The organism is Bacillus sp. V2I10 (genome assembly GCF_030817055.1).
In the GTDB taxonomy this organism is placed as follows: domain Bacteria; phylum Bacillota; class Bacilli; order Bacillales; family Bacillaceae; genus Bacillus_P.
Genome location: NZ_JAUSYV010000001.1, coordinates 124,597 through 143,114 on the forward strand (window position 1 = coordinate 124,597; position 18,518 = coordinate 143,114).

The 18,518-nt window shown below is 41.3% G+C and carries 20 protein-coding genes and 2 riboswitches; of the genes, 3 read left to right on the plus strand and 17 right to left on the minus strand.

What is annotated here, in order from left to right:
• Window positions 1-88: 88 nt before the first annotated feature.
• The 3 genes from QFZ72_RS00640 to QFZ72_RS00650 form a co-directional block, all read right to left on the minus strand.
• Entirely contained in the window at window positions 89-796 is a 708-nt protein-coding gene (locus tag QFZ72_RS00640; protein ID WP_307428220.1) for an alpha/beta hydrolase, read from the minus strand.
• Window positions 797-1,231: 435 nt separating this feature from the next.
• Window positions 1,232-2,599 (minus strand): UDP-N-acetylmuramoyl-tripeptide--D-alanyl-D-alanine ligase, encoded by a 1,368-nt coding sequence (locus QFZ72_RS00645; RefSeq protein WP_307428223.1) that lies wholly within the window; start codon window positions 2,597-2,599, stop codon window positions 1,232-1,234.
• Between the two features lie 86 nt (window positions 2,600-2,685).
• Window positions 2,686-3,771 carry a D-alanine--D-alanine ligase gene (locus QFZ72_RS00650; RefSeq protein WP_307428227.1) on the minus strand — a complete coding sequence of 362 codons (1,086 nt, stop codon included), beginning with the start codon at window positions 3,769-3,771 and terminating at the stop codon, window positions 2,686-2,688.
• Window positions 3,772-4,071: 300 nt separating this feature from the next.
• On the opposite strand from QFZ72_RS00650, the gene QFZ72_RS00655 reads away from it, so the two are divergent.
• Together QFZ72_RS00655 and QFZ72_RS00660 are read left to right on the plus strand one after the other, a co-directional pair.
• Window positions 4,072-4,392 (plus strand): thioredoxin family protein, encoded by a 321-nt coding sequence (locus tag QFZ72_RS00655; protein ID WP_307428230.1) that lies wholly within the window; start codon window positions 4,072-4,074, stop codon window positions 4,390-4,392.
• Between the two features lie 58 nt (window positions 4,393-4,450).
• Window positions 4,451-4,555, plus strand: a riboswitch (SAM riboswitch).
• Between the two features lie 81 nt (window positions 4,556-4,636).
• Window positions 4,637-5,701: an LLM class flavin-dependent oxidoreductase gene (locus tag QFZ72_RS00660; protein ID WP_307428234.1), complete on the plus strand. Its 1,065-nt coding sequence runs from the start codon at window positions 4,637-4,639 to the stop codon at window positions 5,699-5,701.
• Here QFZ72_RS00660 and QFZ72_RS00665 read toward each other — a convergent pair.
• The 10 genes from QFZ72_RS00665 to QFZ72_RS00710 form a co-directional block, all read right to left on the minus strand.
• Complete coding sequence (locus tag QFZ72_RS00665) at window positions 5,696-6,466, minus strand: class I SAM-dependent methyltransferase (protein ID WP_307428237.1); 771 nt, start codon at window positions 6,464-6,466, stop codon at window positions 5,696-5,698. The genes QFZ72_RS00660 and QFZ72_RS00665 overlap by 6 nt on opposite strands.
• Before the next feature lie 214 nt (window positions 6,467-6,680).
• Window positions 6,681-7,280 (minus strand): undecaprenyl phosphate transporter UptA, encoded by a 600-nt coding sequence (uptA, locus tag QFZ72_RS00670; RefSeq protein ID WP_307428240.1) that lies wholly within the window; start codon window positions 7,278-7,280, stop codon window positions 6,681-6,683.
• A gap of 63 nt (window positions 7,281-7,343) precedes the next feature.
• The gene (gene ytvI / locus QFZ72_RS00675; protein WP_307428243.1) at window positions 7,344-8,378 is read right to left on the minus strand and encodes a sporulation integral membrane protein YtvI; all 1,035 of its coding nucleotides are present in this window, start codon (window positions 8,376-8,378) and stop codon (window positions 7,344-7,346) included.
• A gap of 67 nt (window positions 8,379-8,445) precedes the next feature.
• Window positions 8,446-9,198: a hypothetical protein gene (locus QFZ72_RS00680; RefSeq protein WP_307428245.1), complete on the minus strand. Its 753-nt coding sequence runs from the start codon at window positions 9,196-9,198 to the stop codon at window positions 8,446-8,448.
• Window positions 9,195-9,698 carry an AAA family ATPase gene (locus tag QFZ72_RS00685; protein ID WP_307428248.1) on the minus strand — a complete coding sequence of 168 codons (504 nt, stop codon included), beginning with the start codon at window positions 9,696-9,698 and terminating at the stop codon, window positions 9,195-9,197. The genes QFZ72_RS00680 and QFZ72_RS00685 overlap by 4 nt, the downstream gene beginning before the upstream one ends.
• A gap of 8 nt (window positions 9,699-9,706) precedes the next feature.
• Entirely contained in the window at window positions 9,707-10,063 is a 357-nt protein-coding gene (locus tag QFZ72_RS00690) for an ATP-binding cassette domain-containing protein (protein WP_307428251.1), read from the minus strand.
• Window positions 10,053-10,430, minus strand: coding sequence for a GntR family transcriptional regulator (locus QFZ72_RS00695; protein WP_307428254.1), 378 nt, complete (start codon window positions 10,428-10,430; stop codon window positions 10,053-10,055). Before QFZ72_RS00695 ends, QFZ72_RS00690 begins: the two co-directional genes overlap by 11 nt.
• A 159-nt stretch (window positions 10,431-10,589) precedes the next feature.
• Window positions 10,590-10,970: a DUF3889 domain-containing protein gene (locus QFZ72_RS00700; protein WP_307428257.1), complete on the minus strand. Its 381-nt coding sequence runs from the start codon at window positions 10,968-10,970 to the stop codon at window positions 10,590-10,592.
• Window positions 10,971-11,101: 131 nt separating this feature from the next.
• A complete protein-coding gene (locus QFZ72_RS00705) occupies window positions 11,102-11,980 on the minus strand; it encodes a GNAT family N-acetyltransferase (protein ID WP_307428260.1) in 879 nt (292 codons plus the stop codon).
• Window positions 11,981-12,075: 95 nt separating this feature from the next.
• The gene (locus QFZ72_RS00710) at window positions 12,076-12,702 is read right to left on the minus strand and encodes a TetR/AcrR family transcriptional regulator (RefSeq protein ID WP_307428264.1); all 627 of its coding nucleotides are present in this window, start codon (window positions 12,700-12,702) and stop codon (window positions 12,076-12,078) included.
• Window positions 12,703-12,864: 162 nt separating this feature from the next.
• Window positions 12,865-12,972: riboswitch (SAM riboswitch) on the plus strand.
• 79 nt (window positions 12,973-13,051) lie between these two features.
• Here QFZ72_RS00710 and QFZ72_RS00715 point away from each other — a divergent pair.
• Window positions 13,052-14,338, plus strand: a complete 1,287-nt coding sequence (locus QFZ72_RS00715; protein WP_307428267.1) for a Na+/H+ antiporter NhaC family protein — start codon at window positions 13,052-13,054, stop codon at window positions 14,336-14,338.
• A gap of 201 nt (window positions 14,339-14,539) precedes the next feature.
• Here the strand turns inward: QFZ72_RS00715 and QFZ72_RS00720 are convergent, their stop codons facing one another.
• The 4 genes from QFZ72_RS00720 to QFZ72_RS00735 all read right to left on the minus strand — a co-directional run bounded on the left by QFZ72_RS00720 (window position 14,540) and on the right by QFZ72_RS00735 (window position 18,504).
• The gene (locus QFZ72_RS00720; RefSeq protein ID WP_307428269.1) at window positions 14,540-15,196 is read right to left on the minus strand and encodes a TetR/AcrR family transcriptional regulator; all 657 of its coding nucleotides are present in this window, start codon (window positions 15,194-15,196) and stop codon (window positions 14,540-14,542) included.
• Window positions 15,197-15,256: 60 nt separating this feature from the next.
• Window positions 15,257-16,270 (minus strand): ABC transporter permease, encoded by a 1,014-nt coding sequence (locus QFZ72_RS00725; protein WP_307428271.1) that lies wholly within the window; start codon window positions 16,268-16,270, stop codon window positions 15,257-15,259.
• Window positions 16,267-16,983 (minus strand): ABC transporter ATP-binding protein, encoded by a 717-nt coding sequence (locus tag QFZ72_RS00730; RefSeq protein WP_307439528.1) that lies wholly within the window; start codon window positions 16,981-16,983, stop codon window positions 16,267-16,269. Before QFZ72_RS00730 ends, QFZ72_RS00725 begins: the two co-directional genes overlap by 4 nt.
• Window positions 16,984-17,124: 141 nt before the next feature.
• Window positions 17,125-18,504: an aldehyde dehydrogenase gene (locus QFZ72_RS00735; protein ID WP_307428274.1), complete on the minus strand. Its 1,380-nt coding sequence runs from the start codon at window positions 18,502-18,504 to the stop codon at window positions 17,125-17,127.
• Between the last annotated feature and the right edge of the window lie 14 nt (window positions 18,505-18,518).

The window sequence follows — 18,518 nt, forward strand, 5'->3', positions numbered from 1 at the left end:
AAACGTTAGCTTTATAAAAGCCCGTAAACACTTAACTTTAATCATACCACTTTTTTTATTCTTTTACAACAAGCCGTAGAGATGTGATTCATTTTGCGCTCACTTTATTTTGTGTCATCAGAAAGGATTCTATAACTTCAACAAGCATTGGGAAATCCTCCCCATGACAAATGAGATGTTTTGAACAGGGCAGAAAACAAAGCTCCTTCTGCTCTGAAGTGATTCTTTCATAGATATATTTTGCGCTTTTCACAGGCACAATTCCGTCACACTCTCCTTGGACAATCAAAACAGGTATAGTTATTTTATCCAATATTGGTCGGATATACCTGACCAGTTTCCTGAATTCAAGCGTAGCTGCAATAGGTGTTTCAAGGATTTTTTTTCGGTATCTTATAAAAAGTTCATTGTTTGCCGCATTTCCTCTAATGGCATCTGCAAAGAGTTCTTTTACATCAATAAGCATCTGCCGGGGATTAAGGTAATATGCAGCTGCACTAAGCAGGACAAGTTTATCTACCCGGTACCTCGAAGCCAGATACGCGGCAATTAATCCGCCCATTGAAAAACCGATGATATAGACTTCTGTGCATTCTTCTAACAGATCTCTTAATTCATTTTCAGCATGGGCAATCCATTCGCTGAACTGTATCCCCTTCAGACCTGGGGTCTCCCCGTGGCCCGGCAGAGTAGGCACTTTCAGCACCCAGTCTGTCTCTTCCTTCAGATGGCGGACAAGAGGTTCCACTTCATACGGGGTACCGGTAAATCCATGAATACATAGGCATCCTTTCATGTCGCTCTCTCCCAAACATCAATTTTGTAAAACTGCGCCAGCTGTTGTTTTAAACAAAAAAACCCTGGGTATATTTAAAGTACCCTGGGTTACTATATTTCAAAACAAAAAGGAGCGTTCATCATGACAGTCTTAAAAGATAGCGCAGTAGAAGTATTGAGCGAATTAACACCTTATTCAGTGGGAATCGGCTTAGTTGTTTTAGTGATTGCACCATTTATTTTTTAATGAATATAAGGGCCCCTTTTTATTCTGCAGCAATTGATCAATGGATTGATTTTTTTCATATGTTTCCGGATGTTCCAATAAAGGGAAAGTCCATTAAAAAAGACAGCTGCTTCCGCATTTTGTTCTAATTTTTTCTGCCGTTTTTAAAGGAATGGTCAATTCTTTTTTAATGCGTCCTACTGTCGTTTCTTTCATGTGATTTCTTCCTTAAAGAAGCGCATTAACGACTTCTTCAAGCTTCATGCCGCGTGAAGCTTTTACTAATACGAGATCCCCGGATTTTGCCGTCTGTTTTAATTGATTAACAAGCTCTTGTTTATCTTGATAGACATGAATTAGGGCCGGATCCATTTTTTTACGTGCACCTGCAGCTATTTCCGCACCGAGTTTCCCGAACGTGAAGAGATGATGAATCTCTTTTGAATCGATCGATTCTCCTACCTCTTGATGAAACTTCACCTGCATCTCTTCGCCAAGCTCAAGAATGTCTCCCAGCACAAGAATTTTCTGATTGTAACCCTGCATGTCACACGCAAGCCTGATGGCTGCCTTCATTGAAGTCGGGCTTGCATTATATGCATCGTTAATAACCGCAAGATTCTCTTTTGTTTTTGTTAATTCGAGACGCATGCCCGTCATTTGGATTGCTTTTAATCCTTCACTGATTTTCTCTTGCGGCACACCTAAGAATTCTGCTGCAGCGATAGCTGCAAGCGCATTGTTAACATTATGTTTTCCGAGTACAGGTAAAAATAACTTCTCTTCCCGCCCGCTGATTTTAAAGAATGTGCCGTTTTCTGTTTGCTGAATCTCAGAAGGAGAATAAGCATTTCGCTCAGACCCGCCAAAAGAAATCGTTTTAAACGAATAAGCTTGAACCCGTTCTGTAAGCAAAGGTTCCTCGCCGTCATAAATAAGCACGCCATCAGGCTTTAGCCCGCTGACAATTTCAAGCTTTGCTTCTGCTATGCCTTCCCTTGATCCCAGATTCATTAAATGGGATTCGCCGATATTCGTTATGATCGCAGCATCAGGCTTTGCAAGATTTGAAAGGAGTTCGATTTCGCCCCTGCTGCTCATGCCCATTTCGAGTACAGCTACTTCTGTATCCTCGTTCATGCTGAGGATCGTAAGCGGCAATCCGATATGATTGTTAAAATTCCCTTTGGTTTTATGCACACGGTATGTTGTGGACAGCAGCGAAGCCACCATGTCTTTTGTGGTAGTTTTCCCATTGCTTCCTGTTACGCCGATTACCTTAAGCTGAAGCTGCTCTAAATAGCTGCTCGCTAATTGCTGTAATGCCTTTAACGTATCATCAACTAATATAACGGCACCTGACGGAGGATTCGGTTTATTGCGGTCCCATAAAGTTGCAGCAGCACCTTCTTCGAGCGCTTTTCCGGCAAACTCGTGCCCGTCAAAATTTTCGCCGACAATCGGGATGAACAGGGTTCGGGCTTCAATCTTCCTCGAATCCGTTGTAATTCCATGAATGAACTCATTTTCTTTTTCAGCAGATAACCCTGATCCCCCTGCCATCGTTTGAATGTCCAATAACGAACGTCGTATCATTTTGTGAAAGCTCCTTTCAAACATGTTTATTCATCAATATGTAAACCAAGAAACACTATTCCTAAGAATAGTGTTTCCATGCATTCTTAAAACGTATGTTTAATTTGCTGTTTTCCTTCGTGGCGCTCAAGCGCAAGCTCAACTAATTTCTCGATAAGCTCAGGGTACTCAACACCTGCATGCTTCCAAAGCAGCGGGAACATGCTGTATGGAGTAAACCCAGGCATCGTGTTCACTTCATTGATCAAGGCTCTTCCGTCTTCTGTTAAAAAGAAATCTGCACGTACAAGGCCTGATCCGTCAATGGCCTTAAATGATTTAATGGCTAAATCTTTGATCAGAGCATATTCTTCTTCCGTTACTTGTGCCGGAATCATCATATCTGTATCGCCATCAACGTATTTCGAATTGTAGTCATAAAATTCTTTTTTAGGTGCTACTTCTCCAACTGCAGAACAGCTTGGTTCATCGTTTCCAATGACGCCAATTTCGATTTCACGTCCGATAATGCCTTCTTCAATAATAATCTTGCGGTCATAATTGAATGCCTCATCAAAAGCTTTTACAAGTGATTCCCGGTCTTTGCATTTGCTGATGCCGACACTTGATCCAAGATTTGCTGGTTTCACAAAGCATGGGTAGCCTAGCTCCTGCTCAACTGTCTCGTAAGCTTTCTCCGGAGATTTCTTCCAGTCGTTTTTAATGAATGAAACGTATTTAGCCTGCTCGAGTCCGGCCTGTGCAAACAGGTTTTTCATGATCACTTTATCCATGCCGGCTGCAGAAGCAAGAACGCCATTCCCTACATAAGGAATATTCAGCAATTCAAGCATTCCCTGAACCGTTCCGTCTTCACCGTTTGGTCCATGCAGAAGCGGGAACACTACATCGATTTGCTCATGCTCATTGTCCGTCTTTGAAGGAAAGAGATCCTGATTCAAAGCAACCGGCGATACAGCTGTGCCGCCTTCTTTAAACTGAAGAGCAGCAACGTTTGCAGCAGGCTCCTGTAATTTTGCACCGCGGATCCATTCACCTTTATCTGAAATGTAGATTGGATGTATATCAAATTTGTTTGTATCTAAAGCTTTTATTACAGCAAGTGCGGTCTGCAATGAAACCTGATGCTCTGCTGACTTGCCGCCGTATAATAATCCGACTTTAATTTTCATGTGGATATCCCCCTAAAGAAAGTTCATCTCTTCTATATTATCATTTTCAAATCAAATTGTTATAGCCATCATGCAATTCTTTATAACATTCGAGTGACACGCCTTTTTCCGTCCGCTTTTGATGATCATATTTTCAGCTTTTTGAAGTGGTGGAGGAGCTATACAGGCTCTTTGGCTACCCGATATGGTTTTTTAGATGTTTCGCCAGAGCTTATTAAAAAGTTTACTTTGACCTGCATAAGCAATTCGTGAATGCAAAATCCTCATTATGTATTAAAATAAAAGCAAGGAGGCATGATCATGAAGCAAATTACATCCAAAGAACAGTTTCAAGAGTTAATTACACAAGATCAAGAGGTGCTAATCAAATTTTTCGCAGACTGGTGCCCTGACTGTACTAGAATGAATATGTTTATTGATGAAATCATTGAGGCTTATTCTAAATATGATTGGTACGAAATCAATAAGGACGAGTTCCCTGAACTTGCAGAAACTAATCAGGTAATGGGCATCCCAAGCATTCTGATCTTCAAAAACGGAGAAAAACTCGGGCATCTTCACAGCGCTAATGCAAAATCACCGGAGCAAGTAACTGAATTCCTGCAAGAAAAGCTCGGCTGAGTTTTTAGAATTGACAGATTAAATAATTTTATTTATGATACAACTAATTTCATATGCTTTCTTATCAAGAGAGGTGGAGGGACATGGCCCTTTGAAGCCTCGGCAACGGATCTTAACAGAAACCGTGCCAATTCCAGCAAACGTTATGTTTGACAGATGAGATGGAACTGAAAACAGCAGATTCTGCCTCTCTTCTTACACAAGAGAGGCTTTTTTTATGCGGAGAGAGAGGAGTGTTTTATTGATGAAATATGGATTTTGGCTGCCGATCTTCGGCGGATGGCTCCGGAATGTGGAAAATGAGAATATGCCCCCGACCTATGCTTATGCACAAGAGGTCATTCAGAAGGCGGAAAAATGGGGTTATGATACAACCTTGATTGCCGAGCTTTACTTAAATGATATTAAAGGACCTGAGCATGATTCCCTCGAAGCATGGACCACAGCTGCCGCACTTGCAGCCGTGACAGACAAGATTGAAATCATGACCGCAGTAAGACCCGGTTTTCATAATCCCGCGGTCACAGCAAAAATGGCAGCCAACATCGATCACATCAGCAATGGCAGATTCACCTTAAACGTCGTATCAGCCTGGTGGGAAGAAGAAGCGCGGCAATATGGCGGAATTTTTACTGAGCATGATGCAAGATATGACCGGACCGAGGAATTCATCCAAGTATTAAAAGGGCTGTGGGAAAAAGAAACCTTCACCTATCAAGGTAATTTCTATCAGTTCAGCCATACACATCTCCATCCAAAGCCTGTGCAAAAGCCGAATCCGATTCTTTATGCAGGCGGCGAAAGCCCACGCGGAAAAGAAACCATTGCCAGACATTGTGATGCCTATGTTATGCACGGCGGAACGGTTGATGAAATCAGTTGCAAGATTGATGAGATGAAGAGGTTAAGAGCAACTGCTGAAGGCACACCGTTTCAATCCTTTGGAATGGCTGCTTACATTGTGTGCAGAGATACGGACGCTGAGGTTCAGGAGGAGCTAGCAAGAATCACGGATATTAAGGAATCTTCAGCTTATGCGGGATATAAAGATTTCACAACAAAATCCCAGCTTGAACAAAAGCTCGAGCTTTATGATTACTCTGTTTCAAATCGCGGATTGCGGCCGAATCTAATCGGAACGCCTGAGCAGATTGCAGATAAGATTATTCAGTATGAAGATGCCGGACTCGACTTGCTTCTGCTGCAATTCTCTCCGCAGCTAGAGGAAATGGAACGATTCTCAACGGAAGTCATGCCGCTTGTGGAAGAAAAAAGAAAAGCGAAACCAGAAAGCACATACTCTTCATGAGTATGTGCTTTCTGGTTTTCTTGCTTCAAACGTAATGGTTTGCTCCGCATGCACGGGTTCTTTTCCATATGTATAATCAGCTGATATCACAATGTCCGTAAATCCAAGCCGCTCTAAAACTAATTTAAATTCACGTACACCGTACCATCTCATCGCAAACCTCTGCAGTTCAGTGTCAATCAGCTTCCCATCCTGCCACTTTTCATATTTCAAATAGCTTACCGAATACTGCTCAAGGTAATTCACTTCCACTCGCTTTGATTCCATTGTAATAACGTTATGTTCGGGTGTAACCCAAGTTTTCGTCTTGACTTCATTTAGGGCTGTATCAGGCTGAAGATACAAATCAAGAATCAGACGGCCGCCTGCAGCCAGGTGATCGTAAAAATTCTTAAGCGCCAAAATGGATTGCTTTCTGTCTTCAATCAGCAAAAACGTCCCCGCTGGAATGATAATCGCCTCAAAGGTGCGGGGGAGTTTCATTTCGCTCATTCCCATTTCCTTCAGGACTGGAGACAGCCCCCTCTCCTCGCAGCGCTTTCTGCATGACTCGAGCATGTCTGGCGATTGATCGATTCCTTCTATTTTCAGCCCATCCTGAAGCAAAGGAATATAGATTCTTCCTGACCCGGCACCCGGCTCTAAAATACGTCCTTTTACGTCACTAAGACGCTCACGGTAATATTCGATGTCTCCAAATGAATGGCCGACCGGCTTATCGATATCATAAACTTCCGTTGCAAGCTTGCTGTAGCTGCTGAACATGTAACCAGCCTCCCCGGTAGAATTATGTTATTATTTATAGCCTTAATCCTGTGCCTCATACATCAGAAATGCGGAATCGCCCGTTAAGCTACGGAAGACAGAAAAGTCCGGGTTTTTGCCGGATTTGTTCTGGCCGAGGAGTTTGGCGATAGTGCTGGACCTCAATGCGAAAAATTACTGTCTTATCTTATCCAATCAAACGTTTGTTTAACTCTTAAATCTTTTTTGTGCGCGGATCATTGCGCTTTACAAGATAGTAGCCGATACCTGCAAGCGCCATAATAATGACAATCGGAATAATATATGGCTCAGCAGCATATTTAATCTCGGTCCAATTCGTGCCGAGCTGTATCCCCAAATACAAAAAGAAAATAGTCCATGGAATCATGGCAGCAACAGTATAAATTGTAAATCTCCATAAAGGCATCTTTCCGATCCCAGCAGGAATGGAAATGGCATGTCTCACAACCGGAATGAATCTCGCTGTAAAAATAACCCCGGCGCCATATTTTTCAAACCAGGCCTCTGATAGATCCAAATGATGTTTATTAATAAATAAAAACTTCCCGAACTTTTCAAGAAAGGGTCTTCCGCCATAATACCCCATCCAATAAAGGAAAACTTGTGCAAGCGTTCCGCCTATCACTCCGGCAACAACCGCTCCCGTAAACTTAATTTGCCCAAGAGAGATTAAATAGCCGCCATACCCCAGAACAATTTCACTTGGAATAACCTCAACCATTAAACCCAGAGCAATTCCGTAATAGCCTAAATCAGCCAGAACCTCTAAAAGTGAATAAATGAATTCCTTCATATTTGCTCCTCTGCTTTGTATTTTCTATAAAGAAAACAGCATGATCGCTCCTGTATTCTCGGGTTAGAATTTAAAGTCCGTTCGAATCATGCGGGCTTTACGAAGTGTGTCAAAGACAATGACAAGCGCCGGTCCTGCGAATAAACCGATAAATCCAAGGAGTTTAAACCCTATGAACAGGCTGATCAGCGCCGCTAAAGGTGTAATGCCCATACTGCTTGAAAAGATTTTAGGTTCAATGACCCTTCTGACCACAGTGATGACTAAAAAGAGGATCACCAGCCCAATTGATAAAGCTTGGTCATTTTGAAAAAATGCGTAGATTGCCCATGGAACGAGGAAAGATCCTGTTCCGAGAATCGGCAGAATATCCACAATGACAATCAGGAGAGACAAGACCACCGTGTAGGGAACTCCCAGGATGGAAAGACCTGCAAACGCCATCACGAAAGTCAGAGCACTTAAAAAAATCTGCGCTTTTACAAACCCAATACCTGCTTTATTTAATTCTTCCAGGACAAGAGTCAGTTTCTCTTTCGTTTTCTCGGTTAAACTGTCTGCAATCATCTTTTTTAATCGCGGAAGCTCAAGGCTGAATAAATATAAGGCGATTAGATAGATCAGGATTTCAAACATAAAACCAGGAAGGAAGGCGATAAAATCAAGCAAGCTGTTTAAAAAACCATTCACGCCTTCTTCAAATGATTTAAGTCCTGCTGTAAACGATTCCTCAAGTGATTGAACAACTCCTCTTGGAATGGTTTCCTGCACTTGTTCCCATTTCGTTAAAGTGGGCTGAATGATGCTTGCATAAACCTCTTTAATGATTTCAGGGAGACTCGATGCAAATGAAACAAATTGATCAAAGACAACTTTAACTGTAAAGTAGCCAATCATCCCCAGCAGTGCAACATAGGCTGTAAATGCGGCAAAAACGGCAAGACCGCGTCCAAATTTCAAGTGTTTTTGCAGCCTTTGCACAGCCCCTTCCAGTAAGAGCGCAGTAATTAATGCGAATAGAAGAGATAGGCTTAGCGGCAAAAGGATCATGACCACGACAATTAAAATACTGAGCAAAATCCATTTTTTCTTGTTCACCTTTTCGTTTCCCCTTTTAATATATATGCGTGTTCCTTTTATTATAATCTATTAAAAGGAAATCAAGTTATATACTAAAAAAAAAAGCAAGCCATAGTTTTAGCCTGCTTTTAAAATTAATTATCGAGAAGAAACTGTCTTTGCGGCGGCTTTTATCAATACAAACCAGCCTATTGCAAGGAAGACCGCCGATTCCAAACAAATAAGCAAAATACTGAATGGCCTGATCGCCTCCAAACTCAAAAACAAGTTTGATAAACTCGTCGCGGACAACTGGAATGAACAGAAGGACAGCAGCCAATCCAATCGCGGCATATCCCCCTATTAAACCAAAGCGGTAAAACAAACTGCCGAGCAAAAAGAAGCCGGACAATAAGAAAAAACAGATAGCGCCGTCAATAAAGAAATTGACTAGATACAGATTTTCATAACCAAGAATCTTTGCAAAGTAAAACATCTTCAGATCTGCTCGAACTATACTTGATTCTATTCCTTCAAGCACCATGATCAAAAGAGTATGCGCAGCCGCCATAAATATAGCAAGCAAAAGGAGAAAGAGACTCGTGGCTGCATAATAATTTTTTCTGGTTGACCCTATTTTGATGCTGAACGGATACGTTTCTTTTACAGTCAGAAACCCGGCAATGGCACTGAAAATATAAACCGCTATTCCGCTTGAGACCGTCAGATTCCCTCCAGTTGAAAGCTGAATGCCAAAGGAAAGAGCCATGCAGCTGATCAGGATGGTCCAGAAAATCGTGAGTGAATTTCGAATATCCAATACTTCAAACAGTAAGATTCCGCGACATTGTCTCATCATGCAGAAACCCCGCCTTTCGGTTTTGCTGTTAAATAAATCATTAAATCCTGAACCGGCACATGTTCAACCTGCAATCCAGCCTCATTAGCTTCCATGCGGTTTTCTCCGTACAGGACGGCCTGTTCCATACTTCCAAATGATTTGCGGTAAACCACATTTTTGTTTTTTATAAATTCTGAAACGGCGGCTGAAGATCCATTGACCACAAATGATTCCTCTCTTAGTTCATCTGTATTTTTCTGCATCAGCAGCCTGCCTTCAGATACAATCAGCACTTCTTCCAGCAGCCGGCTTATTTCGTCTATTAAATGAGTGGATAAAATAAATGTCCGCGGATATTCTTCGTACTCTTCCAAAAGCAAATCATAAAACTTACTTCTCGCTGCTGCATCAAGTCCGATATACGGCTCATCAAATATCGAAATCGGCGATCTGCTTGCAAGACCAACTGTTATGCCCAGCGCAGATTCCATTCCCTTTGATAAAGTTTTGATTTTCATATTTTCATTCAGAAAAAATCCTCAAGCAGTTTTTCAGCTGTTTCCCGGCTCCAATTTGGGTAAAAGTAATTTGCAATCTTAAGGATATCTTTTATCTTTAACCCTTTTTTAAAATTTTCGCTTTCATTGATCAAACAGATTGACTCCGTTATTTCTTGATTTTCAAAAGGCTTTTGGTTATTAATTAAGACTGATCCCCCAGTAGGCATAATCTGACCGGCAAGAATTTGCATCAATGTTGTTTTACCGGCTCCATTCCTGCCCAGCAGTCCGTAAATCTTATTTTCTTCAAGCTGCAGGGTGATGCCGTCAAGCGCTCTTTTTTCGCCATAAACCTTCGTTAATCCGCTAATGTTAACTTTCATTAAGGCCGCTCCCCTTTTCAAGCATTTCTTTTAAGTCGTTTACACTGATATTCAGTTTTGCCGCTTCAGATTTCAGCGGCAAAATAAATGCTTCATAAAATTGCTCTTTACGCTTTTGAAGCAGTTTCCCCTTTGCCCCTTCAGCTACAAACATTCCAATCCCTCTCTTCTTGAAAAGAATGCCTTTCTCCACTAATTGATTGATTCCCTTTGCCGCTGTTGCCGGATTAATTTGATAATGTGCCGCAAACTCATTTGTTGATGGAATTCTTTCTCCTTCCTGAACCATGCCATTGATGATGTCATTTTCTATCTGTTCCGCTATTTGCTGAAATATTGGCCTGTCGGTATCTAAAAATGGATTCATATGACCCCTCTTTCGGTTCACTTGTTAGTTGGTTAGTTACTTATGTAATCAACTATATACCATAATGTAAAACATTGTCAATGATAACATCCTTTTTTTAGAAAAAATGGGTCAGTTCTAAATAAAAAAGACGATCCCTTAACGGGATCGCCTGTTTTATTATATTTTCTCAAATGTAACCTTGACCACTTTTTTGGTTTTTTCATTATATTCAACTAAAACAAGCACTTGAAACGTTTTATTCTTTTCCTTCAGCGTAAGCTTGAACGTTTCGATTGAAGTTTCTGTTTTTCTCTTTTTTCCTACGTGCTGGTAGTCTGTGATTTGAGCACCAGGGTATTTTTCCATGGTCTTGCGCATAGCAACTCTTCCGTACTCTTCATAAGAAAGAACTTTAGTTTCTGCATGAGCATGAACAGAAAACGCGGTCGTACTTCCTGCCAAACAGAAAATCAATAAGATGTTCAACCAGCTCTTCATTTTTACGATCCCTTCTTTCTTTTTGGCTGTGTTCGCAAAGATTGCTGTTTTCAATTTCACGTTTATCAGGCTCATATCGTGCTCATTTCTTTAAAATCTTTCGAAGTTTTTCCGCAATGAGCGATTTATGAAAAGCAACAATCTTTTAGAAAAGAACCTTCTTTTTCATAGGGTTTGTAAATGAATGAATTCTATGCAGACATCTCTTTGATCATAAACACTTGCTCTGCTTTTTCTATGAAACCCTCTTTTTCTAAGATTTCATGGACCAGATGATTGGATTTCGATAGATTGACAGCCGTCCTGTGAATCACTTCTGTATATGAAAAAGCGAATGCTTCATGAAGCAGCGTGCGCAGAACAGCTTCTTTCTCTTGATGTTCAGGGTGTGCCTCACATTGAAATAAAAGGATGCTTGATAGCGTTCCATCATCACCATATTTCCGTTTTGACAGGGCAAAGCCAATGGTTTCACCCTTTTCGTCTAATGCATGAATGGATTCACCGTCCCTTATGTTTTGCCACTGCACCTGCCAGGGCATCAGCTTGTTATAAAAAGAGACATCCTGGACGTCCCTCGGCTTTTTAACCTGGACACGGAATCCGCCTTTTGGTTCTTCGAACTTTAGAGGAGCTGAATGACCAAGGTGTGCAATCCGGTCGACAACCTGATAGCCCATTTTTTCATAAAGCTTTATCGCACGATCATTATGAGAGACGGCTTCAAGAGTAGCTGTGTCTACATTTTCTTTTTCATAAAGAGACAAAGCCTCTTCCATCAGCTTTACCCCGACCCCTTTGCTTCGGTACTCAGGAGCAACACCTGTACCGCCATTCCATGCTATTTTTTTGCCGTCTATGGTTCTGATTCCATTCAGAACCAGTCCAACCGGCTCTGAATCGTGAAAAGCTACAACAGATAATGCCGGCGAAAGATTTTCAAGCACCATTCGGTTAAAAAAATTCTCAAGGGACAGCGTCATATCAAAATAATATCCCTCAAAACCTTTATTCCATGCGGTTAAAGCTTCTTCAAGCGTACATTGAGACAATTTTTTAATTGTGATCATACCGCACCCCATTTCTCATTAGCTTCTTTTAAAAATCATCTCGAAGTCTTCTTTTCTAAAAGGACGCAGGTATACATTTTCTCCATGTAAAAACCTCATGCAGATCCCCCCTTTTCTAAGTACATGAAGATCATTTCTTCTAAAGCACGGATTTGTTTTTGATAAGGGTAATTCCCGCCTATCACTGAATAGTGAAGACAAATGCCGTCTATGGTTCCCCATACCATAGAAGATATGAGCGATGGATCCGTCTCTTTGTTGAATTCATTCTGCCTTATGCCTTCTTCGATGATCTCAACAAGCAGTACTTGATAAACGTCGTCATACCGGTCTGTCATGACTTTCTTAAGTTCTTCATCACGGCCTGAATGAATCCAGAATTCAAGGTGAACACCGATCATTTTCTGCCACTTTTGAGATAACTCAATTTCAGCATAGTTTTTGAAAAACTGGTGAAGTTTTTCTTTTGCAGTCCCTCTCTCTTGAAAACTTCTTTTCAGTTTGGCGATATTCTGCTCTGTCCGCATCTGCATCAGCTGAAGGTAAATTTCTTCCTTGCTTTTAAAATAGTTGTAGATTGCCCCTTTACTTAACCCAGATTCAGCCACAATATCGTCTATTGTGGCAACCTGAAATCCTTTTTCTCCAAAAGCCTTAAGGGCACTTTCCAGGATATGGCGTTTCTTTTTTTCCTTATATTCATCTGAAACAATTGGAGCCACGCCTGTACACCTCCTTAAAAACCGACTATATAGTTTATTTTATTCCACTGATGACGATAAATTCAAATAATTTTGAAAAAAAGTTTGTTAAATCTTCCATTTGACTTTTACACAATTACCCCTTAATGTAGGAAAGGTCATTTTTTAAAACACACATATATCTTCTTATTAAGAGAGGCAGAGGGACTGGCCCTGTGATGCCTCGGCAGCGGACTCGGATTTCCGAGTGCTGTGCCAATTCCAGCAAGCTCCGTGCTTGAAAGATAAGAAGAGGTTTATTCCATTCCGGATTTAAGATCTCTTCTGCTTTAGAAGAGATCTTTTTTTTATAATAAGAAAGGTGGTACACATGGAGACAAAAGGAAATGGACTGGCATTAATGCCGTTAATCATATTTCTTGCCCTATTTGTAGGGTCTGGTATTATAACAGGCGATTTTTATAAGATGCCGATTCTTGTTGCAATTATTATTGCATCCGGAGCTGCTCTTATGATGAATCGTAAAGAGACGTTCACAGCGAAGGTTGAGAATTTCGCTAAAGGGGCAGGCCATCCTGATTTGATGATCATGGTCTTTATATTCATCCTGGCCGGAGCTTTCTCAGAAGTGGCAAAAGGGATGGGAGCAGTTGAATCTACAGTCAATCTTGCGCTTTCATTTTTGCCGCAAAGCTTTTTGATTGTTGGATTATTTATTATTGGAGCTTTTATTTCACTTGCAATGGGAACTTCAATGGGAACAATTGCTGCACTTGCTCCAATTGGCGTTGGCATCAGTGCAGAAGCTGATATTTCAATAGCTCTTGCTATGGCTGCTGTTATTGGCGGTGCGATGTTCGGGGACAACCTGTCTTTTATATCGGATACAACAATTGCAGCAGTTCGGACACAGCAGACGGAAATGAGAGATAAGTTCAAAGTAAACTTTTTCATAGTTTTGCCGGCTGCCATTATTACTTGTGCTGTCTTAATTGTGATGACTCTCGGCAATCAATCTCCTGTTTCTTCTGGAGAATTCAGTTTCATTAAAATGCTGCCTTATATAGCCGTTCTTGTATCAGCTCTTCTTGGAATGAATGTCATCATTGTTTTAACTGGCGGGATCCTGCTTAGCGGAGTCATCGGGCTGTCTGATGGCACCTATACGTTAACGGATTTTCTTCAGAAAATAACAGATGGTATTATGGGGATGGCCGAACTGGTCATTCTTTCACTCTTAATCGGCGGTATGGTTGAACTGATTAAACGAAATGGCGGCATTCACTTTATTTTAGAAGCGATGACAAAAAGAATTTCTTCTAAAAGAGGGGCAGAATATGCCATTGCAGGTCTTGTAAGCACGACAAACCTTGCGACTGCAAATAATACCATCTCTATTATTGCAGCGGGTCCGCTGGCAAAAGATATGGCAGATAAGTATGAGATTGATAAACGTAAATCTGCCAGCCTTTTGGATATTTTCTCTTGCAGTATACAGGGTTTAATCCCTTATGGCGCTCAAATGCTTACTGCCGCACAATTTGCTGAGATTTCACCTGCTGATATCCTGCCATTCTCTTATTACCCATTCTTAATAGCCGTTATGGGTATTGCGGCTATTATTATTGGCTATCCGAAATTTAAAAAAGCCAAGTAGTTCCTGCCCGGCAGAGTCCGAAATTGGACTCTGTTTTTTCATAGATCTAAAGCGGGCGCCTTGGTCAGATCCGACAGGCGGATTCGTTCTGACCGAAGATCTATGGGCCGGAGCTTTAAGTAGAATTTTTTTATTTACCTCAGCCTTGACTTTTATAGTTTTCCTAAACAAGAAAAAGAGCCGCTCATCCTATGAGCGGCTTTACTTTTTCATCAGTCCATGCAGAAGAAACTGGATCGTATATTCTTTTTCTGCTTCATCGTCCCAATCCAGATCAGGCAAGATGATGAACCTTCCGATCAGGAACCCCATAATTGTCGTAATGATCATCCGTAAAACTGTTTCAGGAGGCATGTCAATCATCTCTCCTTTTTCTTGGAAATGCGTGATCAGCTTCTTCAGTTTCTCAACTGCATGTTCCTCAACGACCTTTCGGAGCTCCCCTCTGAACTCTTCATGAAAAAAAACTTCCTGAAGCAAAATCTTGATGACAGGGTGATTTTTCTTAATAAACTCATAGCGGTTTTCAAGAATGTATCTCAGCATTTGTTCAAGGTCCTGATGATTTTGCTTCGTCACGTCCTGAAGAAAATTCCTTACTAAAAACGGGGCAATGAATTTTGTTATAGTCGGCATGACGATCGCAAACAGCAGGTCTTTTTTCGTTTGATAATGACGGAAAATTGTACCCTCTGCGACTCCCGCTTTTTTAGCAATTTCGCTGGTTGATGCTGCTGCAAAGCCTTTATCTGCAAATATTTCAATGGCAGCTTCTACTACCTTTTTTTGTTTTTCACTCATCTTTACATCTTCATCTGTCAGCTTCAATAGCTCTTCAATGGAAAATTGATTGCTCATCTTTTAAAACTCCTCATTCATCTATAGACCCTATTATAATTGAAAAAGAGAACACAAGCATTACAGCCTTCTCACCTTTTTCAAAGCGAAGATATTCAGAATCAGAAAAGCCAGGGAAAATCCAAGCAGAATATAGACATCCTGTGCAATATCCTCCCACCCGTAACCTTTAATCATGATCCCCTGCAGAGCTTCTGCGCCGTATTTAAGCGGCATGGCATAACTGATGGACTGCAGCCACTCCGCCATCGTTTCCAGTTTAAAAAGACCTGAGAAGAACACCTGCGGCACAATGACGAGCGGGATGAATTGAAACATCTGCAGCTCGTTATTAGCAAACGTAGACAGCAAGGTTCCGAGAGTCAAAGAAGTCATGGCAAGCAGAAACGTAATGAGCAGTACATAGAAATAAGTGCCTTCCATCATCATGTCCAGCACACTTATGGAGAAGGACGAAATCAAAATGGCCTGAAAGGTAGTAAAAATACCAAATCCGATCACATACCCAAGAACCAGTTCCCAGCGTTTAAGCGGAGTCGCCATGATCCGGTCCAATGTACCGCTTGTTCTCTCACGCAGAAATGAAACGCCTGCAATCAGAAAAACAAAGAAAAAGATAAATACACCAATAAGGACTGGACCGATGTAATCAAAGGAGGTCATATCGTCTGATCCATGCAAATAGTTCACGGGTGGCTGTGCTTGTTGATCCGGCTGGCCGCTTTTTTGGAGCAGACCCAGCACTGCCCGGCTTACACCCGGATCTGAGCCTTCTAATGTAATCTCTTGATTTCCTTTATCGAAAGAGATAAAGGCATCCAGGCTGTCTGCTTTTATCCATTTTTCCGGTTCATTTTCATCGTATTCTATGACTTTACTATCGTTCTCCCCGAGAACTGTCACCAATTGTTCCGGAGCTCCGTGCACACCAATTTTAGGTGAATAGGCTTCACTGTCAAAAATAAAGTTCATCAGAGTCAGAATAAATAACGGAGCAATCAACATCAGCGCAAGCGTCCGCTTATCCCGGAAAAATTGCTGAATGATACGTGTCACAATCGCAAGTACCCTCATTGTTTAGCACCTCCATATGCTAAAAATGCTTCTTCAATGGTGTGTGACATCGTTTCTGATTTCAATTGCTCTGGAGTTCCCGTAGCGATCAGGACTCCTTCGCGGATGAAACCAATCCTGTCACATTTTTCAGCTTCGTCCATCACATGCGTTGTGACAACAATCGTCGTTCCTGTACGCCTGATGTTTTCAAGCTCCTCCCAAATCGACTGGCGCAGGATTGGATCGATTCCCACCGTCGGCTCATCAAGCACAAGGATTTGAGGCTCATGAAGCATGGCGATCGCAAGCGACAGGCGCCGCTTCATTCCCCCTGAATAATCTCCCGTCCGTTTCGATGCGTGCTCAGAAAGGTTAACAAGATCCATCACATACTGAATTCTCTCTTTTTTCTTTTTTCCTTTTAAACCGCTGAGAGCTGCGAAAAAAGTTATATTTTCTTTTCCGGTAAGCTCTCCGTAAAGAGCATCTGACTGCGCCATAAATCCGATTTTTTGAAGAGATTTTAAGTCCGGCATTTTTACACCTAAAACGTTCGCATCCCCGATGCTTGCTTCTTCAATTCCAACTATCATTTTAATTAAGGTTGTTTTTCCTGACCCTGAAGGTCCGAGCAGGCCAAAGATTTCCCCCTTGCCTACTGAAAATGAAACATCTTTTATTACTTCTTTTTTACCGAATGATTTTGAAACAGATTGGATTACGATGCTCATTTCATTCATTTAGATGCCTCCTAAAATAGAAGTGAGTAATCACTCATTTATACTGTATTCGATAATAAGTGTTTTGTAAAGTGAGTAATCACTTTTTTTGTTAAAAAAGCAGCGAACTTTTGTACAGTTCGCTGCTTTCTTTTATTTAAGCAATTTTCTTATTAATTTCAGCCCTTTTTTTGCATGAGGATATCTGAAACTAAAATCAAATTTTGTTGTTTGGTGAAGAACACTTTTGTAATGTGAGAAGGCTTCAAAGCTGTACTTGCCGTGATAATTGCCCATTCCGCTTTCCCCCACTCCGCCAAACGGAAGATGCGGCGTGGCAATATGCATCAGTGTATCGTTTATGCACCCTCCGCCAAAGGAAACCTGTCCAATAATCTGCTGCTCAGTCTGTTTACTTGAAGTAAATAAGTAGAGAGCTAGTGGTTTAGGGCGATCTTGAATAAAAGTTATGGCCTGGTCTAAATCGGTATATTCCATAACCGGGAAAATCGGACCGAAGATCTCTTCCTGCATAACTGCAGCATCCGCATTTACCTCATCTAAAATCGTTGGAGCAATTTTTAAAGAATCACGATCAGCTTTTCCGCCAAAAATAGCCTTGCCATCTGAGAAAAATTCCGTTAAGCGGTCGAAGTGCTTCTCACTGATCATCCTGCTGTAATTTTCATTTAAAAGCGGGTCCTCACTGAACATTTCTGTTACTTCAGCTTGAAGCAAAGATAAAAACTCTTTCTTTATTTCGCTGTGTACAAGCAGATAGTCTGGGGCGATACAGGTTTGACCTGCATTTGTAAACTTTCCGAACGCAATTCTTTTTGCAGAGAGCTTTAAATCAGCATCTTTGTGCACTATACACGGGCTTTTTCCGCCAAGCTCCAAGATAACGGGAGTAAGATGCTTGGATGCTGCCTCCATAACGATTTTCCCGACCGGCACACTTCCCGTAAAGAAAATTACATCGAATTTCTTTTCGAGCAGCACTTGATTCGTTTCGATTCCTCCTTCAATAACTGCAACAAGCTCTGATGGAAAGGTTTCTTCTACAAGGTCTTTCAAAAGTTTAGACACGTTTGGAGTAAATTCAGATGGTTTCAAAACCGCTGTGTTTCCTGCGGCAATCGCTCCGATTAGAGGCGATAATGCCAGCTGAAACGGGTAATTCCAAGGTGCGATAATCAGCGCTGTTCCAAAAGGCTCCGGAACAATTTTCCCGGTTGTACCGAGGTGGGTCATTGCTGTTTTTACCTTTTTAGGAGCAGCCCATTTTTTTAGATTCTTTTGTGAAAATGATATTTCCTCAAGTAGGATACCGATTTCTGTTGCATAGGCTTCAAACTCGGATTTGTTTAAATCCTTTTTCAATGCATCCATGATCGCACGTTCATTTTTCTTTATAGTAAGACGAAGCTTTTCGAGCTGATTACATCTTCCCTGCACGCTTCTTGTGTTGCCTTTTATAAAGTAAGCTCTTTGATTTGAGAGAAGTGCTTGAATTTGTTCTTGAGTATTCATTTATTTTATCCACC